Below are 16,872 nucleotides of genomic sequence, written 5' to 3'. Positions count from 1 at the left end.
AGTTCTTAGCCTAAATCATTTTTAGGTAAGATCCTATAATCAACTCGTCTATTTCACCTTTTTTATTTATGTTCAGCTAGCCATTCGGATACTTTTTTTGCGTCCTCACCTTGAATAAGTCCAGGTGACATTGAGCCCCGACCTTTTTTAATAATTTCTTCGATAGCCGCAGCGTCATACTTACCGCCTACTTTTCTTAAATCAGGTCCAGTTGCTCCTGATAAATCTTTCGCGTGACAACCTGCACAACTTCTTTGGAAGATTTGTTCTGCACTATCTGTGCTTGCAGATTGTTTTGATGATTTACTCTCTTCTTTATTTCCACATGCTCCTAAAGCAAAAACGACTGATGTCCCCAGCGTAATAGCCAACAATTTCTTTTTCACTTCTATCGCTCCCCATTTTTGATATTCTCTTCATTCATAAATAGGCAATATTTTCATACCACACTCAATTTTCATTATAAGCATTATCTTTATATAGAAAAACTAAGGTGTATTTCATATTTTTTACAAATATAGTGAGAACCTTAATAGAATAAAGCTTTCATAAATTGTTTCAATTCTGTGAACACATTAGAAAGTTCTATAAAGAACCTTTTTCTCCAAAATAAAGCAGAGAAATTCCATATAAAGTCCTACTCTATTATCACTCTGTTTTACTATTCTCTACTTTTTACAAAACAATATACGACATTGTATTCTACATATAATCTCATCAAAAAGAGAAGTTGTCGTTTCCAACTTCTCTTCCTCTTTATTTCATCAATATAAATAAGATAAGCCTCTTTATATCCTCTTGGACCTCAGCATGTGCCAACAATTCTGTTGGCTTTTTCTCTTATTAAATGCGAGAACGTAAATAAGCATCGATAAATGGATTAATTTCTCCATCCATAACTGCTTGCACGTTACCAATTTCTGTATTTGTACGATGGTCTTTTACAAGAGAATACGGGTGGAATACGTAAGAACGGATTTGGCTGCCCCATCCAATTTCTTTTTGCTCTCCACGAATCTCATCTAATTGCGCTTGTTGTTCTTCTAGTTTCTTTTGATATAATTTCGCTTTCAGCATTTTCATCGCATGCTCACGGTTTTTAATTTGAGAACGCTCTGACTGACATGTTACAACCGTGTTTGTTGGTAGATGCGTTATACGAACTGCTGAATCTGTCGTATTAACATGCTGTCCGCCTGCACCACTTGCACGATACGTATCTATTTTCAAATCTTCTGTACGCACTTCAATTTCAACTTCATCATTGAATTCAGGTACAACTTCACAAGATACGAACGATGTATGACGACGACCTGAAGAATCGAACGGTGAAATACGTACAAGACGATGTACACCTTTCTCCGCTTTCAAGTAACCGTAAGCGTTATGACCTTTAATTAATAATGTAACACTCTTAATACCAGCTTCATCGCCCGGTAAGTAGTCAACCGTTTCTACTTTAAACCCACGTTTCTCAGCCCAGCGTGTGTACATACGTAATAACATAGAACCCCAGTCTTGTGACTCTGTTCCACCTGCACCTGGGTGTAATTCTAAAATAGCGTTATTTTTATCATAAGGATCGCTTAATAGTAACTGCAGCTCGTACTCATTCATTTCTTGAATTAAAGTTTTCACTTCAGATTCTAGTTCCTCATGTAAATCTTCATCATACTCTTCTTTAAGTAAGTCATGCGTCATTTCTAAGTTTTCGAACGTCTCATCTAACTGACGGAACCTTCCAACCATATCTTTCAGCGCATTCGCTTCATTAATCACAGCTTGTGCGCCTTGTTGGTCATCCCAAAATCCTGCGCCCATCATCGTTTCTTCTAATTCTGCAATTTGTTTTTCCTTAGTAGGAAGGTCAAAGAGACCCCCTAAAAGCCGCTAATCTCTTAGCCATTTTTTCTAATTCTTGCCTAATTTCTACTAATTCCATTTCCTTCACCTCTATGTAATTGCTGTTACTTTCATATGAAAACAAGGGAAACTCTCTCCGCTTATTACGGAGAGAGTTTAATCCTTTTCATTATACATTTTTGATGTAAAAATTTGCAAAGCAGTCTAAACTACAGTTTCTTATTACTGCCCAATGCCACAACAGTTTTTATATTTCTTGCCACTACCACATTTACATAAATCGTTGCGTCCCATTTGGTCACCTTTTACAACCGGTTTTTTCTTCGCGTCTTCGCCATCGCTTGATGGATGAACAGCTTCACCTTGAACAACTTCTTGACGCTCTAAGTTTTGCTCAATTTCAGCTTTCATAATGTAACGAGAGATTTCCTCTTCAATAGAAGCGATCATCGATTCGAACATTGCGAACCCTTCCATTTGGTATTCACGAAGTGGATCGATTTGTCCGTAAGCACGTAAATGAATACCTTCACGAAGGTGATCCATTGCATCGATATGATCTGTCCATTTCGTATCTACAACACGGAATACAACAACCTTTTCGAATTCACGCGTCTGCTCTTCAGGTAGAAGCTTCTCTCTTTCGTTATAACGCTCTAACAATTTCGCGATGATTGATTCGCTCATTTCTTCTGGAGCAAGGCGACGTAACTCTTCTTCTTTTACATCTCCTTCTTCAAGAAGGTTTGTATTTAAGTAATCGACAAGACCTTTAATGCTCCAATCTTCTTCGATTTCTTCTTGCGTATGAAGTGCAACAGCACGTTCTATCGTAGATTTCATCATACCTTCAATAATACTGCGTAAGTTCTCTGAATCCATTACTTCTTGACGCTGTTTATAAATTACTTCACGTTGTTGACGAAGTACATCATCGTATTGCAATAGCTGTTTACGTGCATCATAGTTATTTCCTTCCACACGTTTTTGCGCAGATTCTACCGCACGAGAAACCATTTTACTTTCGATTGGCTGTGAATCATCCATACCAAGGCGATCCATCATCGCTTTCATATTGTCAGAACCGAAGCGGCGCATTAGTTCGTCTTCCATTGATAAGTAGAACTGTGTTACACCAGGGTCCCCTTGACGACCAGAACGACCACGTAACTGATTATCAATACGACGACTTTCGTGACGCTCTGTACCGATAACTGCTAGGCCAACGTTTCTAATATCGTCGCCTAACTTAATATCCGTACCACGACCAGCCATATTCGTCGCAATTGTTACAGCGCCTTTCATACCAGCCTCTGCAATGATATCTGCTTCACGCGCATGGTTTTTTGCATTTAAGATATTATGACGTACACCTTTACGTGTTAACATTTTTGAAATAAGCTCTGACGTTTCAATTGCAACTGTACCAACAAGAATAGGTTGCCCTTGCTTATGACGATTTACAATATCCTCAACAACTGCATTGAATTTACCTTCCATTGATTTGAAGATTAAATCAGCACGATCATCACGAATAATATCTTTATTCGTTGGAATTACGATAACATTCATATTGTAAATACTACGGAATTCTTCTTCTTCCGTTTTCGCTGTACCAGTCATACCAGATAATTTTTCGTACATACGGAAGTAGTTTTGGAACGTAATTGTTGCAAGCGTCATACTTTCATTTTGAATTTCTACGCCTTCTTTTGCTTCAATAGCTTGATGTAAACCTTCGCTATAACGACGACCTTTCATAAGACGACCAGTGAATTGGTCTACGATTACGATTTCGCCTTCTTGTACAACATAATCTGTATCAAGGTGCATAACAACGTGTGCACGAAGCGCCTGATTAATATGGTGAAGAAGTGCTACATGTTTTAAATCGAATAAGTTATCGATATGGAAAGCTTTCTCAGCTTTCGTAATACCATCTTCTGTTAACATTACATTTTTCGTTTTCACATCAAATGAATATTCTTTTTCATTTTCTAATGTACGAACGAATGCATTTGCAAACATGTATAGCTCTGCTGATTTTTGAGCTTGTCCCGAAATAATAAGCGGCGTACGTGCTTCATCGACTAAAATAGAATCGACTTCATCGATGATAGCAAAATTAAGTGGACGCTGAACGCACTGCTCTCTATATAACACCATGTTGTCACGTAAGTAATCGAACCCAAGCTCGTTATTTGTACTATACGTAATATCAGCAGCATAAGCAGCTTGTTTCTCTTCACGTGACATACTATTTAAGTTAATCCCTACAGTTAGGCCAAGGAACTCATGAAGTTGTCCCATTTCGCTCGCATCACGTTGCGCTAAGTATTCATTGACTGTAACAACGTGAACACCTTTTCCTGTTAATGCGTTTAAATATACAGGTAAAGTAGATGTTAACGTTTTACCTTCACCTGTTTTCATCTCAGAGATATTTCCTTCATGTAAGGCGATACCACCCATTAGCTGTACGCCATATGGACGCATTCCAAGAACACGATTCGCTGCTTCACGAACAACCGCAAAAGCTTCAGGAAGTAGATCATCTACTGTCTCACCTTTTGTTAGACGTTCTTTAAATTCAATCGTCTTTCCTTTTAATTGTTCATCAGTTAGCGGCTTAATAGATGATTCTAATGCATCAATTTGCTCCACTGTCTTCTGCATACGTTTAATTTGGCGTTGGTTGACATCAAATACCTTTTTTAAAATACCGATCATAGGAAATACGCTCCTCTTTTATTAAAATAAAACTTCCGATTGCTTTCTTTTTCTCTTTACAATCAGTCGTTATAAAAATCAAATTTATGTTATGCCAATTTTTCTCCTAATTAAAAAACTAAAATGTATAAACCTAATGATAATTGTAACACTTGTCTTATAACTATGACAACAATCGTCCAAATGTCGAGCCGTAGATTCAGAAAAAGTTTTTATTTTATTCGTTTCAACAAATTAATAATTCTTTTCCCTACCTCTCTATTTCAAATTCATATTCCAAATTTCATATTAATTCTAAATAATATTCTTTCCCGTTCCCTTTAAAAAGAGTAGCTGGAATGAACATATTAGTAAGATTTAAATCGACAATTACAAAAGCCAAAGATTTTGCCGGTGCAGCATCCATAGATACTCACACAATGCGCAAAACCTTCAGCTTTTGATTTCTATAAACAATATCTATCATTAGATTGCAAGATATACTCAACCACAGCAACTCAAAAATAAACTTAAAATATATAGATATCAATAAAGAAGAAAAAGACACTATACTTAATACATTTTATATAGAACTTTTTCTTTTTTTACAATTACACTTCAAATTAATACTACTAATAAATGTTATTAATTTATTGGTATTTCTAATTCATGATATTTCCCTTCCTTATCCTTCAAAAAAGAAATGAATTTCACCTTAGTTGATTCGTTAGAAAAATTTTTATAATGCTTACCAGGGTCATCTCCTACAAAATAATTTGTCCCTATATATCCTCGTACTGTTTTACCAGCAGGTATTACAGGATCAAACTGATATTTTTCAGGTAATTCCATTGAATAAGGAACTAAATTATAAAACTCCCCTATTTTAGAATAAAACATTGTATTAGAAATAGACTTATTACTAAATAAGTTAATATCCCGATTTGTTGTATTTGTAATATTTAAAGGTAACACATACGTCACTACTTCACGGTCTTCATAAGGATCATAAACTTTTGTAGGATCAAGAGGCTCAAGTGCATGAAACTTCACTCCTTGTCCATCTTCAAAAGTTCTATTAGATAAAAACTCATCTTTTACCACTTTATAAGATTCATTATTTTGATTTAATGTTTTAAATCTAAACAAACTAGCAAATGTACATAGCAACACACACAATCCAATGATTATTAAGACATGTTTTCTTGTCACTATTAATCTACCAACTTTCCATTATTAACATGTACAATACGATCTACTATTCCATTATCTAGAACATGCACATCATGACTAGCTACAATAATAGTCGTTCCCTTAGATTTTTCTACTTCCAAAATATCTAAAACATCTTTTATCCCATCACTATCTAAAGCATTAGTTGGCTCGTCTAATAACAATAATTTTGGTCGTTCCATTAAAGCTTGCGCTATCCCTAAACGTTGTTTCATACCTAAAGAGTATCTTTTATACTTTCTCTTATCTGCTTTATCAAGTCCAACCCTTTGAATAATATTATAAATTTCCTCATCAGAAATTTTATTGTTAATCGATGCTAAAAATTTCAAGTTCTGAAAACCAGTATACCCTGGAATAAAACTTGGATATTCAATCAATATTCCCATAGAATCAGGAAATTGCTTTTGTTTTCCAATAATTTCATTATCTACATAAACAAATCCAGAATTCAAACGCATTAACCCTGATATAGCTCGTAAAATCATCGTTTTACCAGAGCCATTATGCCCCTTCAAAACTAAAAACTCGCCTTTTTTTATCGATAAACTAATATTATCTAACACAATATTTCCTTTTAATTTTTTCATCATACATTCACATTTAATATAATTGTCCATAAATTATTCACCTATCACATCTAGTTTTTTAAAACAAAAACTACCTAATAAAATCATTACAACAACAATTACTACTCCTATTAAAAGTAAATCATTACATTGAATAGATTGATTATTACCTAAAGTCAATTGAATTGAACTGTGATCAACAAAATACCAGCGATTTGGCATAACAAAAGAGCCTAAAAAATAAATACTATGAAAGAAAATAGACATAAATAGGTACATCAACATCAGTACAAAAACAATAGTTATTGGTATATAAAACGTTAAAAACTCAAAAATTAAAGCTAATAAAAAGCTTATGATTATTTGAATTAGCATAGTACCTAATATTTTATAAGAAAATTGACTATATAAATTTAAAAAAGAATACTCGCCAAAAGAAAGCAAATAGTAAACAGTAAACCAAAGAAAATACATAACAATCCAAATACTAATTATATAAAAGAACAAAGATAGTATTTTCGTTAACCAAAGAAAATGCTTCTTCTTAACACGAGGAAATAAATAAACACCATTCTGTTGAATATCTGAAAAAGCAAAATTCCCTACAAGCAACAAAGGAGTGATTTGAAAAAAAATCCAATAAAAAGGGATAGAAAATCGCCCCTCCTTATAAAAGTGAGATAAATCAACAAAGTCTACTCCATGAAAAAATCGATAAAAGGTAACATCTACTAATACAGGTTCTTCTTTACCATTAATAAGAGACTGATTGTATAAAAAAGTAAATACAATCATAGCGTAAATTAAGAATAAAAAAGCCATTATCTTGATGGAATCTCTAAACCTTACATGTAAATCTCTTTTTAACAAATGATATAAAATCATAATGTAAACTAGATCACCTCTGTTTCATCATTCATAGAAATATAACTTTTTTAGATAAAATCCATACACTTATAAAAAAGATAGAAAAACATCCAAATAAACGTATAAATAAACCCGTAGCATCTTCAAACACATTTATATAAAAAACATTTGCAAATAAAAATCCATGTAATATAAATCTATCTAGTAAAACAGCAGTGATCATACATATTATTGCAAGTAAACTAGGTAAAAATAATTGCAACAAAGCACTTATCATACATATGAAAATATTCGCAAATAATTGAATGCAAAATAATAATGGATAATTCACAGAAATACTATTTACAGCCATCATATTTGACATCAAAAACAACTGTAAAATCATACTCCCCGCAAAAAAACAAACGAAAACTAATAATTTTAAATAATATATAGAAACTAATTTCAATGCATTATTCACTCTATAAACAACATAAATACTAAAAAAATTCGACATAGAATATACAGAAAAAACGATTGTTAAAGGAATAAATATAGTTGATAAATTATAAAACGACATAACCTTATACAAAGTTTCCAATTCATTCATTTTCTCTTTTACAATTCCAGATTCAAAATAATTGAACAAACAACCAATGATACTGACATTAAGTAAAAAGAGAATACTTAACCAAACATATTTCATCCTTATAGTTTCTTTCATTACATTATAAAAGAACATGCTTCCTACTCCCCCGTAAATAAAGAACTACAGAGCAAAACCAAATACATAACAGTACACTAAGAAAAATTTGTAATTCAAAAAAGCCGAAATCTTTAATTAAATAATCTTTAGGATTGAGAATCCCTTTTCCAATACCAAGCCAAAAAATATGTAGAATAAATGGAACTAAATAAATAAAATAAACTCGTTTTATAAAAAAAGAAATTGATAAAGCCAAACTTGAAAAAACCGCACCGTATAAACCATTTAAAAATACATACATTAGAAAATATAAAGTAGGGTACTCATAATAAACCGTATTAAATTGAGCTGTTGGCGAAACAGTAGCAGCCATATAATTTAATATTGGATGCGGAGCAACTGTTGGATAAGTCATTGCATATAAATAAAAATTAAATAGTAAAGGGAAACTTATAATAAAAAAAGATACAATGAAATTAATAAAATAAAGTAGCTTAAAATAATAACCTGTTCCCATCTTAGAAATAACAGGATAAATAAATCCATAATTTTTATCAATTCTATAAATCCCTGTTACAGCCATCGCGGAAAGCATAGGAAATATAAGTAGATAAAACTCACAATAAAACGATAATCTATTAAAATGTAAAATATTAGACAAATATGGGGATACCTTTATAATCCCATCATCGTTAAATCCTTTAGTTGTTACACACATAGCAATATATTGAGCAATAACAATTATTAACATAATAAATAAAGACAACCAAAACATCCTACCTTTTAAAATCCTTCCTAAAAAGTAACTCATCTATAGCTCCTCCATAAACCATTAATTAAATTTAAATCTTTTTTAATATGAATAATTGATCCGCAACACCATAACATTTATTTTCTTTATTTAACCAAATGTAACGAAAAGAAACATTTGCTCTCTCTCCTTCAAATTTAGGAAACTCAACTTCATACTGATAAACATCATACTGATAAGCACCATTTGCATCTTTTCTTTGTACACTCTTAACTTCTTGTTTCCACTGAATTACTTTTCCATCAATTTGTTCAATCCGTCCCAAAAGATACGTTGGTTTTTTCTTATTCGTAACACCCGTTAAAAAAACATAATAATTTTCTGGTATAACTCCTGACTTTAAATTTTTATCTAAAAGCTTATCTTCTATTGCAATATCATTTCTATCTATTTGACCTTGAAAGAAATCATTACCATTTTCATTCCCAAAAAATACTTGTTCATAAATAGTATTTTTCTTAATTTCTTGCAACTGAATACTTTTTAAATTTCCTTTTTCCGTTAAAGTATCTTCAATATTTACAATAGGTTCATCTACTTTCTTTTGACAAGAAACTAAGAAACTAATACTCAATATAAAAAAACAAACTAAAATATATTTTGAAATAAGTTTCATTACAGCTCCTCCTATTTTTAAAAATTAAATAGCAGAAAAAAGTCGTATAATCTAGATTAGAAACGATACGACTTTTTCTAGCGCTACAAAATAAATAATTTCAATTTATAATTTCTAAATCAATATTCGATGTAAGGCCCATTAGGTCTTACACTATCAGGGCTCCAAGCAGTAGGATAAGCATTATTTTCTCTAGAATAACCACCAAATCTAACAGGAACATTTTTCCCATAGTTTTCATATGCATAATTTTTGAAAAGATATGTTTTACCTGGTTGCACTTCTCCTTCATGCTTACCTGAATCACCTGAAACATTTACCCATTTTCTATTTTCTGCATTTTTATTTTTATCCGCTTCTGTCCAAACGTTGAAAGAACCACCGCCCTTCTCACTGCTCTTCACACGCATATACATAGAAGTATCATTCTCTTTAGGACGTGCATTAGTATAATCATATGCATTCCAAAGTCTAAAGGTAAATTCCACATGATCATCCCTTGTATTAGCCTTAGTATCAGCCTTGGCCGGTTCGGTTAAAGCAAAAGTACTAGCTAAAATACCTAAAGATAAAACAGATCCAAACATAAAACGACTTTTTTTCTTAATACTCACTAAAAACACCTCCGATAATTTGTAGCATTATATTGATTTTATTTTTTCACTGAAGGAATAAATTAAATCCTTATAATACAATATTAGGATATCAAAGCCGAAATGCACTATCAATTAATTTCAGAAAACTTAACATTTTATTTACAATTATAAAATTTTGTTAAATTAAACAAAGTTAGTATGCTCATGGCAAGGAAATACTTGTAGAGATAATCACACTCAAAATCTCAATACAACCACTAAAACATATAAAAAAAGCGCAGCCATTTCGGCTGCGCCTTCGAATTATTATTTAGTTTCGATTAAACCATATTTCCCATCTTTACGGCCATATACAACATTAGTTTCATTTGTATCAGCATTTGTGAAGACGAAGAAACTATGTCCTAGCATATCCATTTGCAAGATCGCTTCTTCAACGTCCATCGGTTTTAAATCGAATCGTTTTGTACGTACAAGTTCTAATTCATCCTCTTCTACCGCATCCAGAACAGCTACTGCTTCTGGAAGGATAAAGTTAGTTTTAATAGAACCCTTTTCACGTAATTTACGGTTTACTTTTGTTTTATGTTTACGAATTTGTCGCTCAATTTTATCAACTACTAAATCAATCGCAGCGTACATATCGCTATTTGTTTCTTCTGCACGAAGTAATAAATCTGTAAATGGAATTGTTACCTCGATACGTTGCTTGTCAGAGTATACTTTTAAGTTAACCTTAATCTCTGGGAATGTATCAAAATAACGCTCTAATTTACTTAGTTTTTTCTCTACATATTCCTTTAATGCTGGAGTTACTTCAATATTTTCACCACGAATGTTGAATTTCATAGATGAATTCCTCCTTTCAAGCCTATGTACTATAATTTCGACATCGGCTTAAAAACTCCTTCTAATTTTTTTAAAAAAATTAGTGGAATTGCGATTTTTTTATCGTTTTTTGTTGAAATGAAAAGATGCATCGTTTCTATCTTTATTTTATCCTATTACCATCGTGAATAACGACTGTAACTGTGGACAATTGGTTACAGAAAAGAAACAACTTTTTGACAACTTCCCCAAAACAAAAAAGCCCTTGTTACGAGCAAGAGCTTCACCATCTATATAATGCTGCTAAAAATACAGCTCTATCTTTTCCAAAAACTTAATTTTTACAGTTTCACAACATTAGCTGCTTGTGGTCCACGTGCTCCATCAACAATATCAAACTCAACTTGTTGACCTTCTTCTAACGACTTATAACCATCTTGTTGAATAGCAGAAAAATGAACAAACACATCGTCACCATCTTCACGCTCAATAAACCCAAATCCCTTTTCTGCATTAAACCATTTTACTCGTCCTTGCATGTTCATTCCATTCCCTTCACTCTTAAAATCAGGGCTTTCGCCCCATATTCTGACTATAACGAATGACAAGACTTTAAGTCAAAGAAGACCTGTCGTCTTTTTATTACTCCTTTCGACATTCACATATTAACCTCTACAAAGCGTCAAACAAGAAACTTCTCTCGCTCCTCGATCATACAAAAGGCTTCCAACTTGCCTGACAGTAATTCCTGTCGTATACACATCATCCACAATTAAAACATGTTGCTCATGAAACAGCTCTTCTCCCTGAAAATAAAAAGGATTAACTCCCGATATCCTTTCTTTACGCTTCTTCTTACTTTGTTTTTCTGTTTCTATTCTTCTTAATGATGTACAAAGCATTTTGATAGGCAAACAAGAAGCTAGTAACTCAGCTTGATTAAAACCACGCTCATATTCTCGCTCTTCACTAAGGGGGACCGGAATGACAGCTGAAACATTCGCAAAATATTTTTGAAAAAGACTTCGAAAAGGCTGATGAAAAATATGCACTAATTCAGCATCTCCTCGAAATTTAAACTGTGCTAATATTTCTTTCATCCCTTCATCATACACATGCAACGAACGATTTATGAGAGACGGAAACCTCTGCTCGTTCGTCCACCTTATGCAGTCCATACAAATATCCCCGTTTTTATATTCAGCTGGTACAAGTTCTAAAGGCCGACCACACTCCTTGCAAATATCTCCTATAATATAGGAAAGTTTTTGCTCACATCTATCACATATATACTTTTTATGAAACTTAACAAAAAAAGTGTACCAACTAATCGCATATGAAATATACTCATCACAAAGTAGACAATGCATCAATCTATCAGTCCTTGTTCTTTAGCATTCTTATTCATACTTTGAATATGTTTTTTCGCACGCACCATGGCCTCTGTCTTTCCATAATGAAAATAGATAACATCTCCATGCGGTTCATCAGAGCTTCTGCCAGCACGCCCTGCAATTTGAACGAGAGCACTTTCTGAAAATATTTCTTCCTCAGCTCCTAAAACTGCAACTTGTAAATTTTTAATAGTTACTCCTCGTTCCAAAATCGTCGTTGTAACTAATAAAGGGATTTCTCCTTTTCTGAAAGCTGCTACCTTCTCTTTTCTCGCCGGATCTTCTGCATGCACACCGTCAACTTGATTGTTTAATGATTTTAATAACTGGCTAATTTCTTCTACATATCGCACATGAGGAACAAATAGAAAAATGGGGTATCGTTTCGATAAGTACAGATTTAACCATTGTAATAAAGCACGAGGAATTTTTTTACGTATAAGACCCTTTTTCCAATTTCCGCACCACCGAAATATCGGAACTGGCAATGGATGACGATGGTATCGCCCTGAAATAATAACCCCTTTTTGCTTACCACTTCGCAACTTACGCTTCCACTTTTCATCTGGAGTTGCAGTTAAATAAATACGTGCTGCCTTCTCTTTCATCGCTTCGTTTACTGCATACTGCAACATCTTATCTGCATGATACGGAAAAGCATCTATCTCATCTACAATCATGACATGGAACGCCCTATAATAACGTAACAATTGATGTGTAGTTGCAACGATTAACGCCGCATCTTTTTCTCGGTCTAAACTCCTTCCGTATAAAGCAGCTACATTTATATTTGGAAACACTTCTTGTAATCTTGGTGCTAATTCAAGTACAACGTCCGTTCTCGGTGTTGCAATACAAACTCTTTCTCCCTTTTGTAGTGCCTCTGCAATTCCGTGAAACAACATTTCTGTTTTTCCAGCCCCGCACACCGCCCAAATAAAAAATGATTCTTTCTGCTTAACAGCGTCAACGACACTTTGCGCAGCTAACTCCTGACCGTCAGACAAAACGCCTTCCCACTGTAACGGATTCAAATAACCTTCTCCGCTTATTTCAGCAGTCCCGCGAACAAGTACAGTACATTCACTTACCCTGCCCATCGTTATACATTTCCGGCAATACGTACATACTTCATTGCACCTTTTACATAGCAATGATGCAAATAGTCGCTGCTCTATATTTCCGCAGCGCTGACACATATATTTTGAAGACTTCTTAATTAGCCCTTGTACACAAACGACGTCTCGATTCCTTTTCAAATGATCCAATTTATCCTGCAAATCTGAAGAGAGTTCTTCTAACAATAACTGTCTACCAGCTAACATCATCAATAGCCACCTCCAGCACTACTATAAATCCTGCTCTTTATCTCGTAAAAACTCAAAAAGCCGATAACCTACTTATAAAATAGTAAGCTATCGACTTTATACACGTTTTTTATTCAATTATAATTCCTATAATCTACCGTAACCTAAGAAATGCTTTTGGTTGTAAGAGCTATTTACACTACCGTAAGTAACACCTGTTGACTCATCAGCAGCATGAATTATTTGACCGCCACCAATGTAAATTCCAACGTGAGATACGCCTTCTCTGTAAGTACCTTGTAAGAAGATAAGATCTCCTGGCTTCGCTTCAGATGCACTAATTTTTTGTACAGAGCTCCATAAGCTTCTTGTATCTTGACGACCTAAACCGTAAACATAAGAGATTAGTCCACTGCAGTCAAAACCACCATTTGAAATTGACGCACTACCCCATACATATTTTAGGCCCACTAAACCTCTAGCTTTTTCAACAACATCCTGTCTGCCACCATGAGTATCCGGAACTGGAGTTGGAGTTGGAGCTGGAGCTGGCTTTTTCGCTTCTTGTTTTTTAGGCTCTTCTTTTTGAGCTTGTCCAGCATTGTTTGCTGGAGCAGCTTGTTCTGCAGGCGCTTGCGCTGGTGCAGCTTGTTGAGCTTGTGCTTCTTTAGCAGCTTCTTGTGCTTGTTTTTGAGCAGCAGCTTCTTGTGCAGCTTTTTCTTGCGCTTCTTTTTCAGCGATTTGTTGTAATTTTAATGCCTGTTGTTCAAGCTCTTTCAATTGACCTTCCGTACTTGTCATTGTAGTTACAACTGTATCCATTTTACCACTTAAATCGTTTACTGCTGTTGCTTTTTTCTCTTTTTCAACGTCAAGTTCTTTCTTAGCAGTTTCAATTTGAGCTTGTGCTTCTTTTAATTCTTTTTGTTTTTCTTTTACTGTCTCAACATCTTTTTTCACGTTCGTTTGATCTTCTTGTTGTGTTTTCATGATATCTTCGTCAGATTCCATAATTTTAGACACAGAAGCTAAACGATCAACTAAATCTGCAACGTTTTTAGAGTTTACAAGAACTTCTGTTACAATGTTCGTATTTGGCTGTTCTTGTAGTGCAACTAAACGTTTTCTTAATAACTCTTCACGTTTTGCAATCTTTGTTTGTAGTTCTGCAATATCTTTATTTTTATTTTCGATTAATTGCTCAGTATCAGAAACTTTTTTTGTTGTTTCATCAAGTTTTGAAGCGTTCTCTTGAACAGACTTATCCAAACCTTGGATTGTTTTGTTTAAGTCATTCATTTGTTTTTGTAATTCATCACGTTCTTGTTGTTGTTTATGTAAAGTATCATTTTGTGTGTTAATTTGTGATTTCACGTCAGAAATTTTATCTTCTGCAAATACATTTGGTGTTAGCCCAGAAAACATTAACCCTGCAACTAATGCGCAAGATGCCATTTTTAGCTTTTTCATTTTATTTTTTACACCGCTTTCTTTTTTTCATTTTCCGTATATAACCTATTAAAATTTATACCATAATTCGGGAGTTTTTTTGCTAATGTTACGGTTTTGTAAAATAAATGTAATATTACATTTATCTCTATAGCAAAGTATATCTAAATTTGTATATATATGTAGAATTTTAAGAGCCTTACACCGTTTTTTATAGGATTGAAAAAAAACGTAAGGGAACCCCTTACGTTTTGAAAATACTCCAATATGAATGAAATAGAAACGTTACTTCATCCATTTCTCAGCCCAATTTTGGACCTCATCCATAACACTTTCCAACGCTTTCCCTTTATCAGTTACACCGTACTCGATTCTAACTGGTACTTCTGGGTAAACATTACGAACTACAATACCTTCGCCTTCTAATTCCTTTAAACGTTCTGACAACATACGATCGCTCATATTCGGTATAATATCTGCGATTTCTCTGAAACGTTTCGGCTCTTCGAGCAAAGATTTAATAATTAAGCCAGTCCATTTCTTACTAAGCATTGTAAAAGCTGACTCAAACTTTGGACATAAACAAGAATTATGCTCCATATGTTTCACCTCTCTTCTATTATAATATAGTTTCTTGTAAAAAGTAAGTAATAAAACTTTCCTCATTATTTAATTTTACGTACATTTTACCATTTCCAAATATTAACTTGTCAAATCCCCGTAAAAAAACCCTCTTCAAGTAAGAGAGCTTTTATATCTTTATCACTTCGTATACCAACCTAAACCAAGCGCACCTTCACCTAAATGCGTCCCAATTACAGCTCCGAAATAACTCGTACGAATTGTAACATGAGGGTATATCTCTTCTAAGTCTTGTTTCCATTCATTAGCTTCCTCTTCACGATTCGCATGAATAATAACAGCTTCCATAGGCACACCTTTATTTGCCTGCTCATCAAAGATTTCAACGATACGCTTTAACGCTTTTTTACGCGTACGAATTTTTTCGAATGGAATAATTACTTTATCTCTAAAGTATAATACTGGTTTTACTTGTAACAAACTACCGATGAAAGCTTGTGCACTATTTAATCTTCCACCACGTTGTAAATGATGTAAATCATCCACTACAAAATAAGCATCCATCGTTTGCTTCATTTCATCAAAGCGAGCGATAATCTCTTCTGGGGCTTTCCCTTCACTTACTAATTTCGCCCCTTCACGCACGTAAAACCCTTGTACTTCACAACTAATTTCAGAGTCGTACGTATATACATCAATACCATCTACCATCTGTCCAGCTGCCGTTGCTGTTTGATATGTACCACTAATTCCACTGGAAAGGTGAATGCTAATAACTGCATCATATTCTTTAGATAACTCTTCATATAACTCTAAAAACTTTCCAATTGCTGGTTGCGAAGTTTTCGGAAGTTCTTCTTGTTCACGTACCTTTATATAAAAATCATTTGCTGAAACTTCAGCCTCTTCTTGATAAGATTCCGTTCCAAACACAACGTTTAATGGAATCATATATATATTGAGTTCGTCACGAATATGCTTCGGTATATATGCTGTACTATCGGTAACAATAGCTGTTTTCATTTTCGTACCTGCCTTATAAAAAATTTTTATCCCCTAATTTTACACGAAAACTAGAAAAGGTGCATCCATACATAAAAATGCCGGCTAGAAACTACAATCACTCGCTCGACAAATTACAACAAAAAGATAAAGTGAAACTTTAATCAGTGGGGGTTTTGTTCATCCCCCACTGATTATTAGTTGAACCAATCGGGCCTTTACGAGCAGTTGACCTCCCACCTAACTTCTTTGCTCCAGCTGAATTTTGAGGTGGGAGTCTTACTGCCCGTTAATGCGGGATAAAATACTCACCAAAAATTTCAACATATTTGTAAAAAATGTTTGAATATAAAAACGCTCG

The 16,872-nt window shown here is 33.8% G+C and carries 15 protein-coding genes and 3 pseudogenes; 1 reads left to right on the top strand and 17 read right to left on the bottom strand.

Going from position 1 to position 16,872, the window contains the following annotated elements; translation table 11 throughout:
* Positions 1-62 precede the first annotated feature (62 nt).
* The 3 genes from cccB to secA form a co-directional block, all read right to left on the bottom strand.
* Complete coding sequence (gene cccB, locus B5P42_RS05545; RefSeq protein ID WP_113733796.1) at positions 63-386, bottom strand: cytochrome c551; 324 nt, start codon at positions 384-386, stop codon at positions 63-65.
* Between the two features lie 457 nt (positions 387-843).
* Positions 844-1,942, bottom strand: a protein-coding gene (gene prfB / locus B5P42_RS05535; protein WP_113733794.1) for a peptide chain release factor 2 whose coding sequence is annotated in 2 segments (ribosomal slippage) — positions 844-1,869 and positions 1,871-1,942 — 1,098 coding nt in all. Because the reading frame shifts where the segments join, the coding sequence is not laid out codon by codon here.
* 143 nt (positions 1,943-2,085) lie between these two features.
* Complete coding sequence (gene secA, locus B5P42_RS05530; RefSeq protein ID WP_002034761.1) at positions 2,086-4,593, bottom strand: preprotein translocase subunit SecA; 2,508 nt, start codon at positions 4,591-4,593, stop codon at positions 2,086-2,088.
* A gap of 368 nt (positions 4,594-4,961) precedes the next feature.
* On the opposite strand from secA, the pseudogene B5P42_RS32535 reads away from it, so the two are divergent.
* Positions 4,962-5,162, top strand: a pseudogene (locus tag B5P42_RS32535) (tyrosine-type recombinase/integrase); the annotation flags it as partial.
* 55 nt (positions 5,163-5,217) lie between these two features.
* Here B5P42_RS32535 and B5P42_RS05520 read toward each other — a convergent pair.
* From B5P42_RS05520 to B5P42_RS05455, 14 genes and pseudogenes are all read right to left on the bottom strand, one after another.
* The gene (locus B5P42_RS05520; protein ID WP_113708905.1) at positions 5,218-5,745 is read right to left on the bottom strand and encodes a hypothetical protein; all 528 of its coding nucleotides are present in this window, start codon (positions 5,743-5,745) and stop codon (positions 5,218-5,220) included.
* Positions 5,746-5,786: 41 nt separating this feature from the next.
* Positions 5,787-6,425, bottom strand: coding sequence for an ATP-binding cassette domain-containing protein (locus B5P42_RS05515; RefSeq protein WP_088033375.1), 639 nt, complete (start codon positions 6,423-6,425; stop codon positions 5,787-5,789).
* Positions 6,426-6,428: 3 nt separating this feature from the next.
* Positions 6,429-7,196, bottom strand: coding sequence for a hypothetical protein (locus B5P42_RS05510; protein WP_113733793.1), 768 nt, complete (start codon positions 7,194-7,196; stop codon positions 6,429-6,431).
* A 71-nt stretch (positions 7,197-7,267) separates the two neighbouring features.
* A pseudogene (locus tag B5P42_RS05505) lies at positions 7,268-7,962 on the bottom strand (hypothetical protein).
* Positions 7,949-8,737: a hypothetical protein gene (locus B5P42_RS05500; RefSeq protein ID WP_113733791.1), complete on the bottom strand. Its 789-nt coding sequence runs from the start codon at positions 8,735-8,737 to the stop codon at positions 7,949-7,951. The pseudogene B5P42_RS05505 and the gene B5P42_RS05500 overlap by 14 nt, the downstream one beginning before the upstream one ends.
* 31 nt (positions 8,738-8,768) lie before the next feature.
* Positions 8,769-9,353 (bottom strand): hypothetical protein, encoded by a 585-nt coding sequence (locus B5P42_RS05495; RefSeq protein WP_113733790.1) that lies wholly within the window; start codon positions 9,351-9,353, stop codon positions 8,769-8,771.
* A gap of 119 nt (positions 9,354-9,472) precedes the next feature.
* Positions 9,473-9,967, bottom strand: coding sequence for a hypothetical protein (locus B5P42_RS05490; protein WP_002184661.1), 495 nt, complete (start codon positions 9,965-9,967; stop codon positions 9,473-9,475).
* 288 nt (positions 9,968-10,255) lie between these two features.
* Complete coding sequence (hpf, locus tag B5P42_RS05485; protein ID WP_002016135.1) at positions 10,256-10,798, bottom strand: ribosome hibernation-promoting factor, HPF/YfiA family; 543 nt, start codon at positions 10,796-10,798, stop codon at positions 10,256-10,258.
* A gap of 320 nt (positions 10,799-11,118) precedes the next feature.
* The gene (gene cspC, locus B5P42_RS05480; RefSeq protein ID WP_001990088.1) at positions 11,119-11,316 is read right to left on the bottom strand and encodes a cold shock protein CspC; all 198 of its coding nucleotides are present in this window, start codon (positions 11,314-11,316) and stop codon (positions 11,119-11,121) included.
* Positions 11,317-11,442: 126 nt separating this feature from the next.
* Positions 11,443-12,147 (bottom strand): ComFC family protein, encoded by a 705-nt coding sequence (locus tag B5P42_RS05475; RefSeq protein ID WP_113733789.1) that lies wholly within the window; start codon positions 12,145-12,147, stop codon positions 11,443-11,445.
* The gene (gene comFA, locus B5P42_RS05470; protein WP_142674046.1) at positions 12,147-13,496 is read right to left on the bottom strand and encodes an ATP-dependent helicase ComFA; all 1,350 of its coding nucleotides are present in this window, start codon (positions 13,494-13,496) and stop codon (positions 12,147-12,149) included. The genes B5P42_RS05475 and comFA overlap by 1 nt, the downstream gene beginning before the upstream one ends.
* Positions 13,497-13,625: 129 nt before the next feature.
* A pseudogene (locus B5P42_RS05465) lies at positions 13,626-15,079 on the bottom strand (C40 family peptidase).
* A 133-nt stretch (positions 15,080-15,212) separates the two neighbouring features.
* On the bottom strand, positions 15,213-15,527 hold the full coding sequence (locus B5P42_RS05460) for a winged helix-turn-helix transcriptional regulator (RefSeq protein ID WP_002089608.1): 315 nt from the start codon (positions 15,525-15,527) through the stop codon (positions 15,213-15,215).
* A gap of 162 nt (positions 15,528-15,689) precedes the next feature.
* On the bottom strand, positions 15,690-16,532 hold the full coding sequence (locus tag B5P42_RS05455) for a DegV family protein (RefSeq protein WP_113733786.1): 843 nt from the start codon (positions 16,530-16,532) through the stop codon (positions 15,690-15,692).
* Between the last annotated feature and the right edge of the window lie 340 nt (positions 16,533-16,872).

This window comes from Bacillus sp. SRB_331, from assembly GCF_003264175.1.
Taxonomy (GTDB): Bacteria; Bacillota; Bacilli; order Bacillales; family Bacillaceae_G; genus Bacillus_A; species Bacillus_A mycoides.
The sequence above is the reverse complement of the archived record's forward strand: the minus strand, read 5'-3'. Positions and strand labels throughout refer to the sequence as shown.

What these genes read in the sequence shown, in the direction of transcription:
- B5P42_RS05515 (WP_088033375.1), bottom strand. Translation starts at nt 6,425, where the DNA reads ATGGACAATTATATTAAATGTGAATGTATGATGAAAAAATTAAAAGGA.
- comFA (WP_142674046.1), bottom strand. Translation starts at nt 13,496, where the DNA reads ATGTTAGCTGGTAGACAGTTATTGTTAGAAGAACTCTCTTCAGATTTG.
- B5P42_RS05455 (WP_113733786.1), bottom strand. Translation starts at nt 16,532, where the DNA reads ATGAAAACAGCTATTGTTACCGATAGTACAGCATATATACCGAAGCAT.
- cspC (WP_001990088.1), bottom strand. Translation starts at nt 11,316, where the DNA reads ATGCAAGGACGAGTAAAATGGTTTAATGCAGAAAAGGGATTTGGGTTT.
- B5P42_RS05475 (WP_113733789.1), bottom strand. Translation starts at nt 12,147, where the DNA reads ATGCATTGTCTACTTTGTGATGAGTATATTTCATATGCGATTAGTTGG.
- B5P42_RS05510 (WP_113733793.1), bottom strand. Translation starts at nt 7,196, where the DNA reads ATGGCTTTTTTATTCTTAATTTACGCTATGATTGTATTTACTTTTTTA.
- B5P42_RS05495 (WP_113733790.1), bottom strand. Translation starts at nt 9,353, where the DNA reads ATGAAACTTATTTCAAAATATATTTTAGTTTGTTTTTTTATATTGAGT.
- secA (WP_002034761.1), bottom strand. Translation starts at nt 4,593, where the DNA reads ATGATCGGTATTTTAAAAAAGGTATTTGATGTCAACCAACGCCAAATT.
- B5P42_RS05460 (WP_002089608.1), bottom strand. Translation starts at nt 15,527, where the DNA reads ATGGAGCATAATTCTTGTTTATGTCCAAAGTTTGAGTCAGCTTTTACA.
- hpf (WP_002016135.1), bottom strand. Translation starts at nt 10,798, where the DNA reads ATGAAATTCAACATTCGTGGTGAAAATATTGAAGTAACTCCAGCATTA.
- B5P42_RS05500 (WP_113733791.1), bottom strand. Translation starts at nt 8,737, where the DNA reads ATGAGTTACTTTTTAGGAAGGATTTTAAAAGGTAGGATGTTTTGGTTG.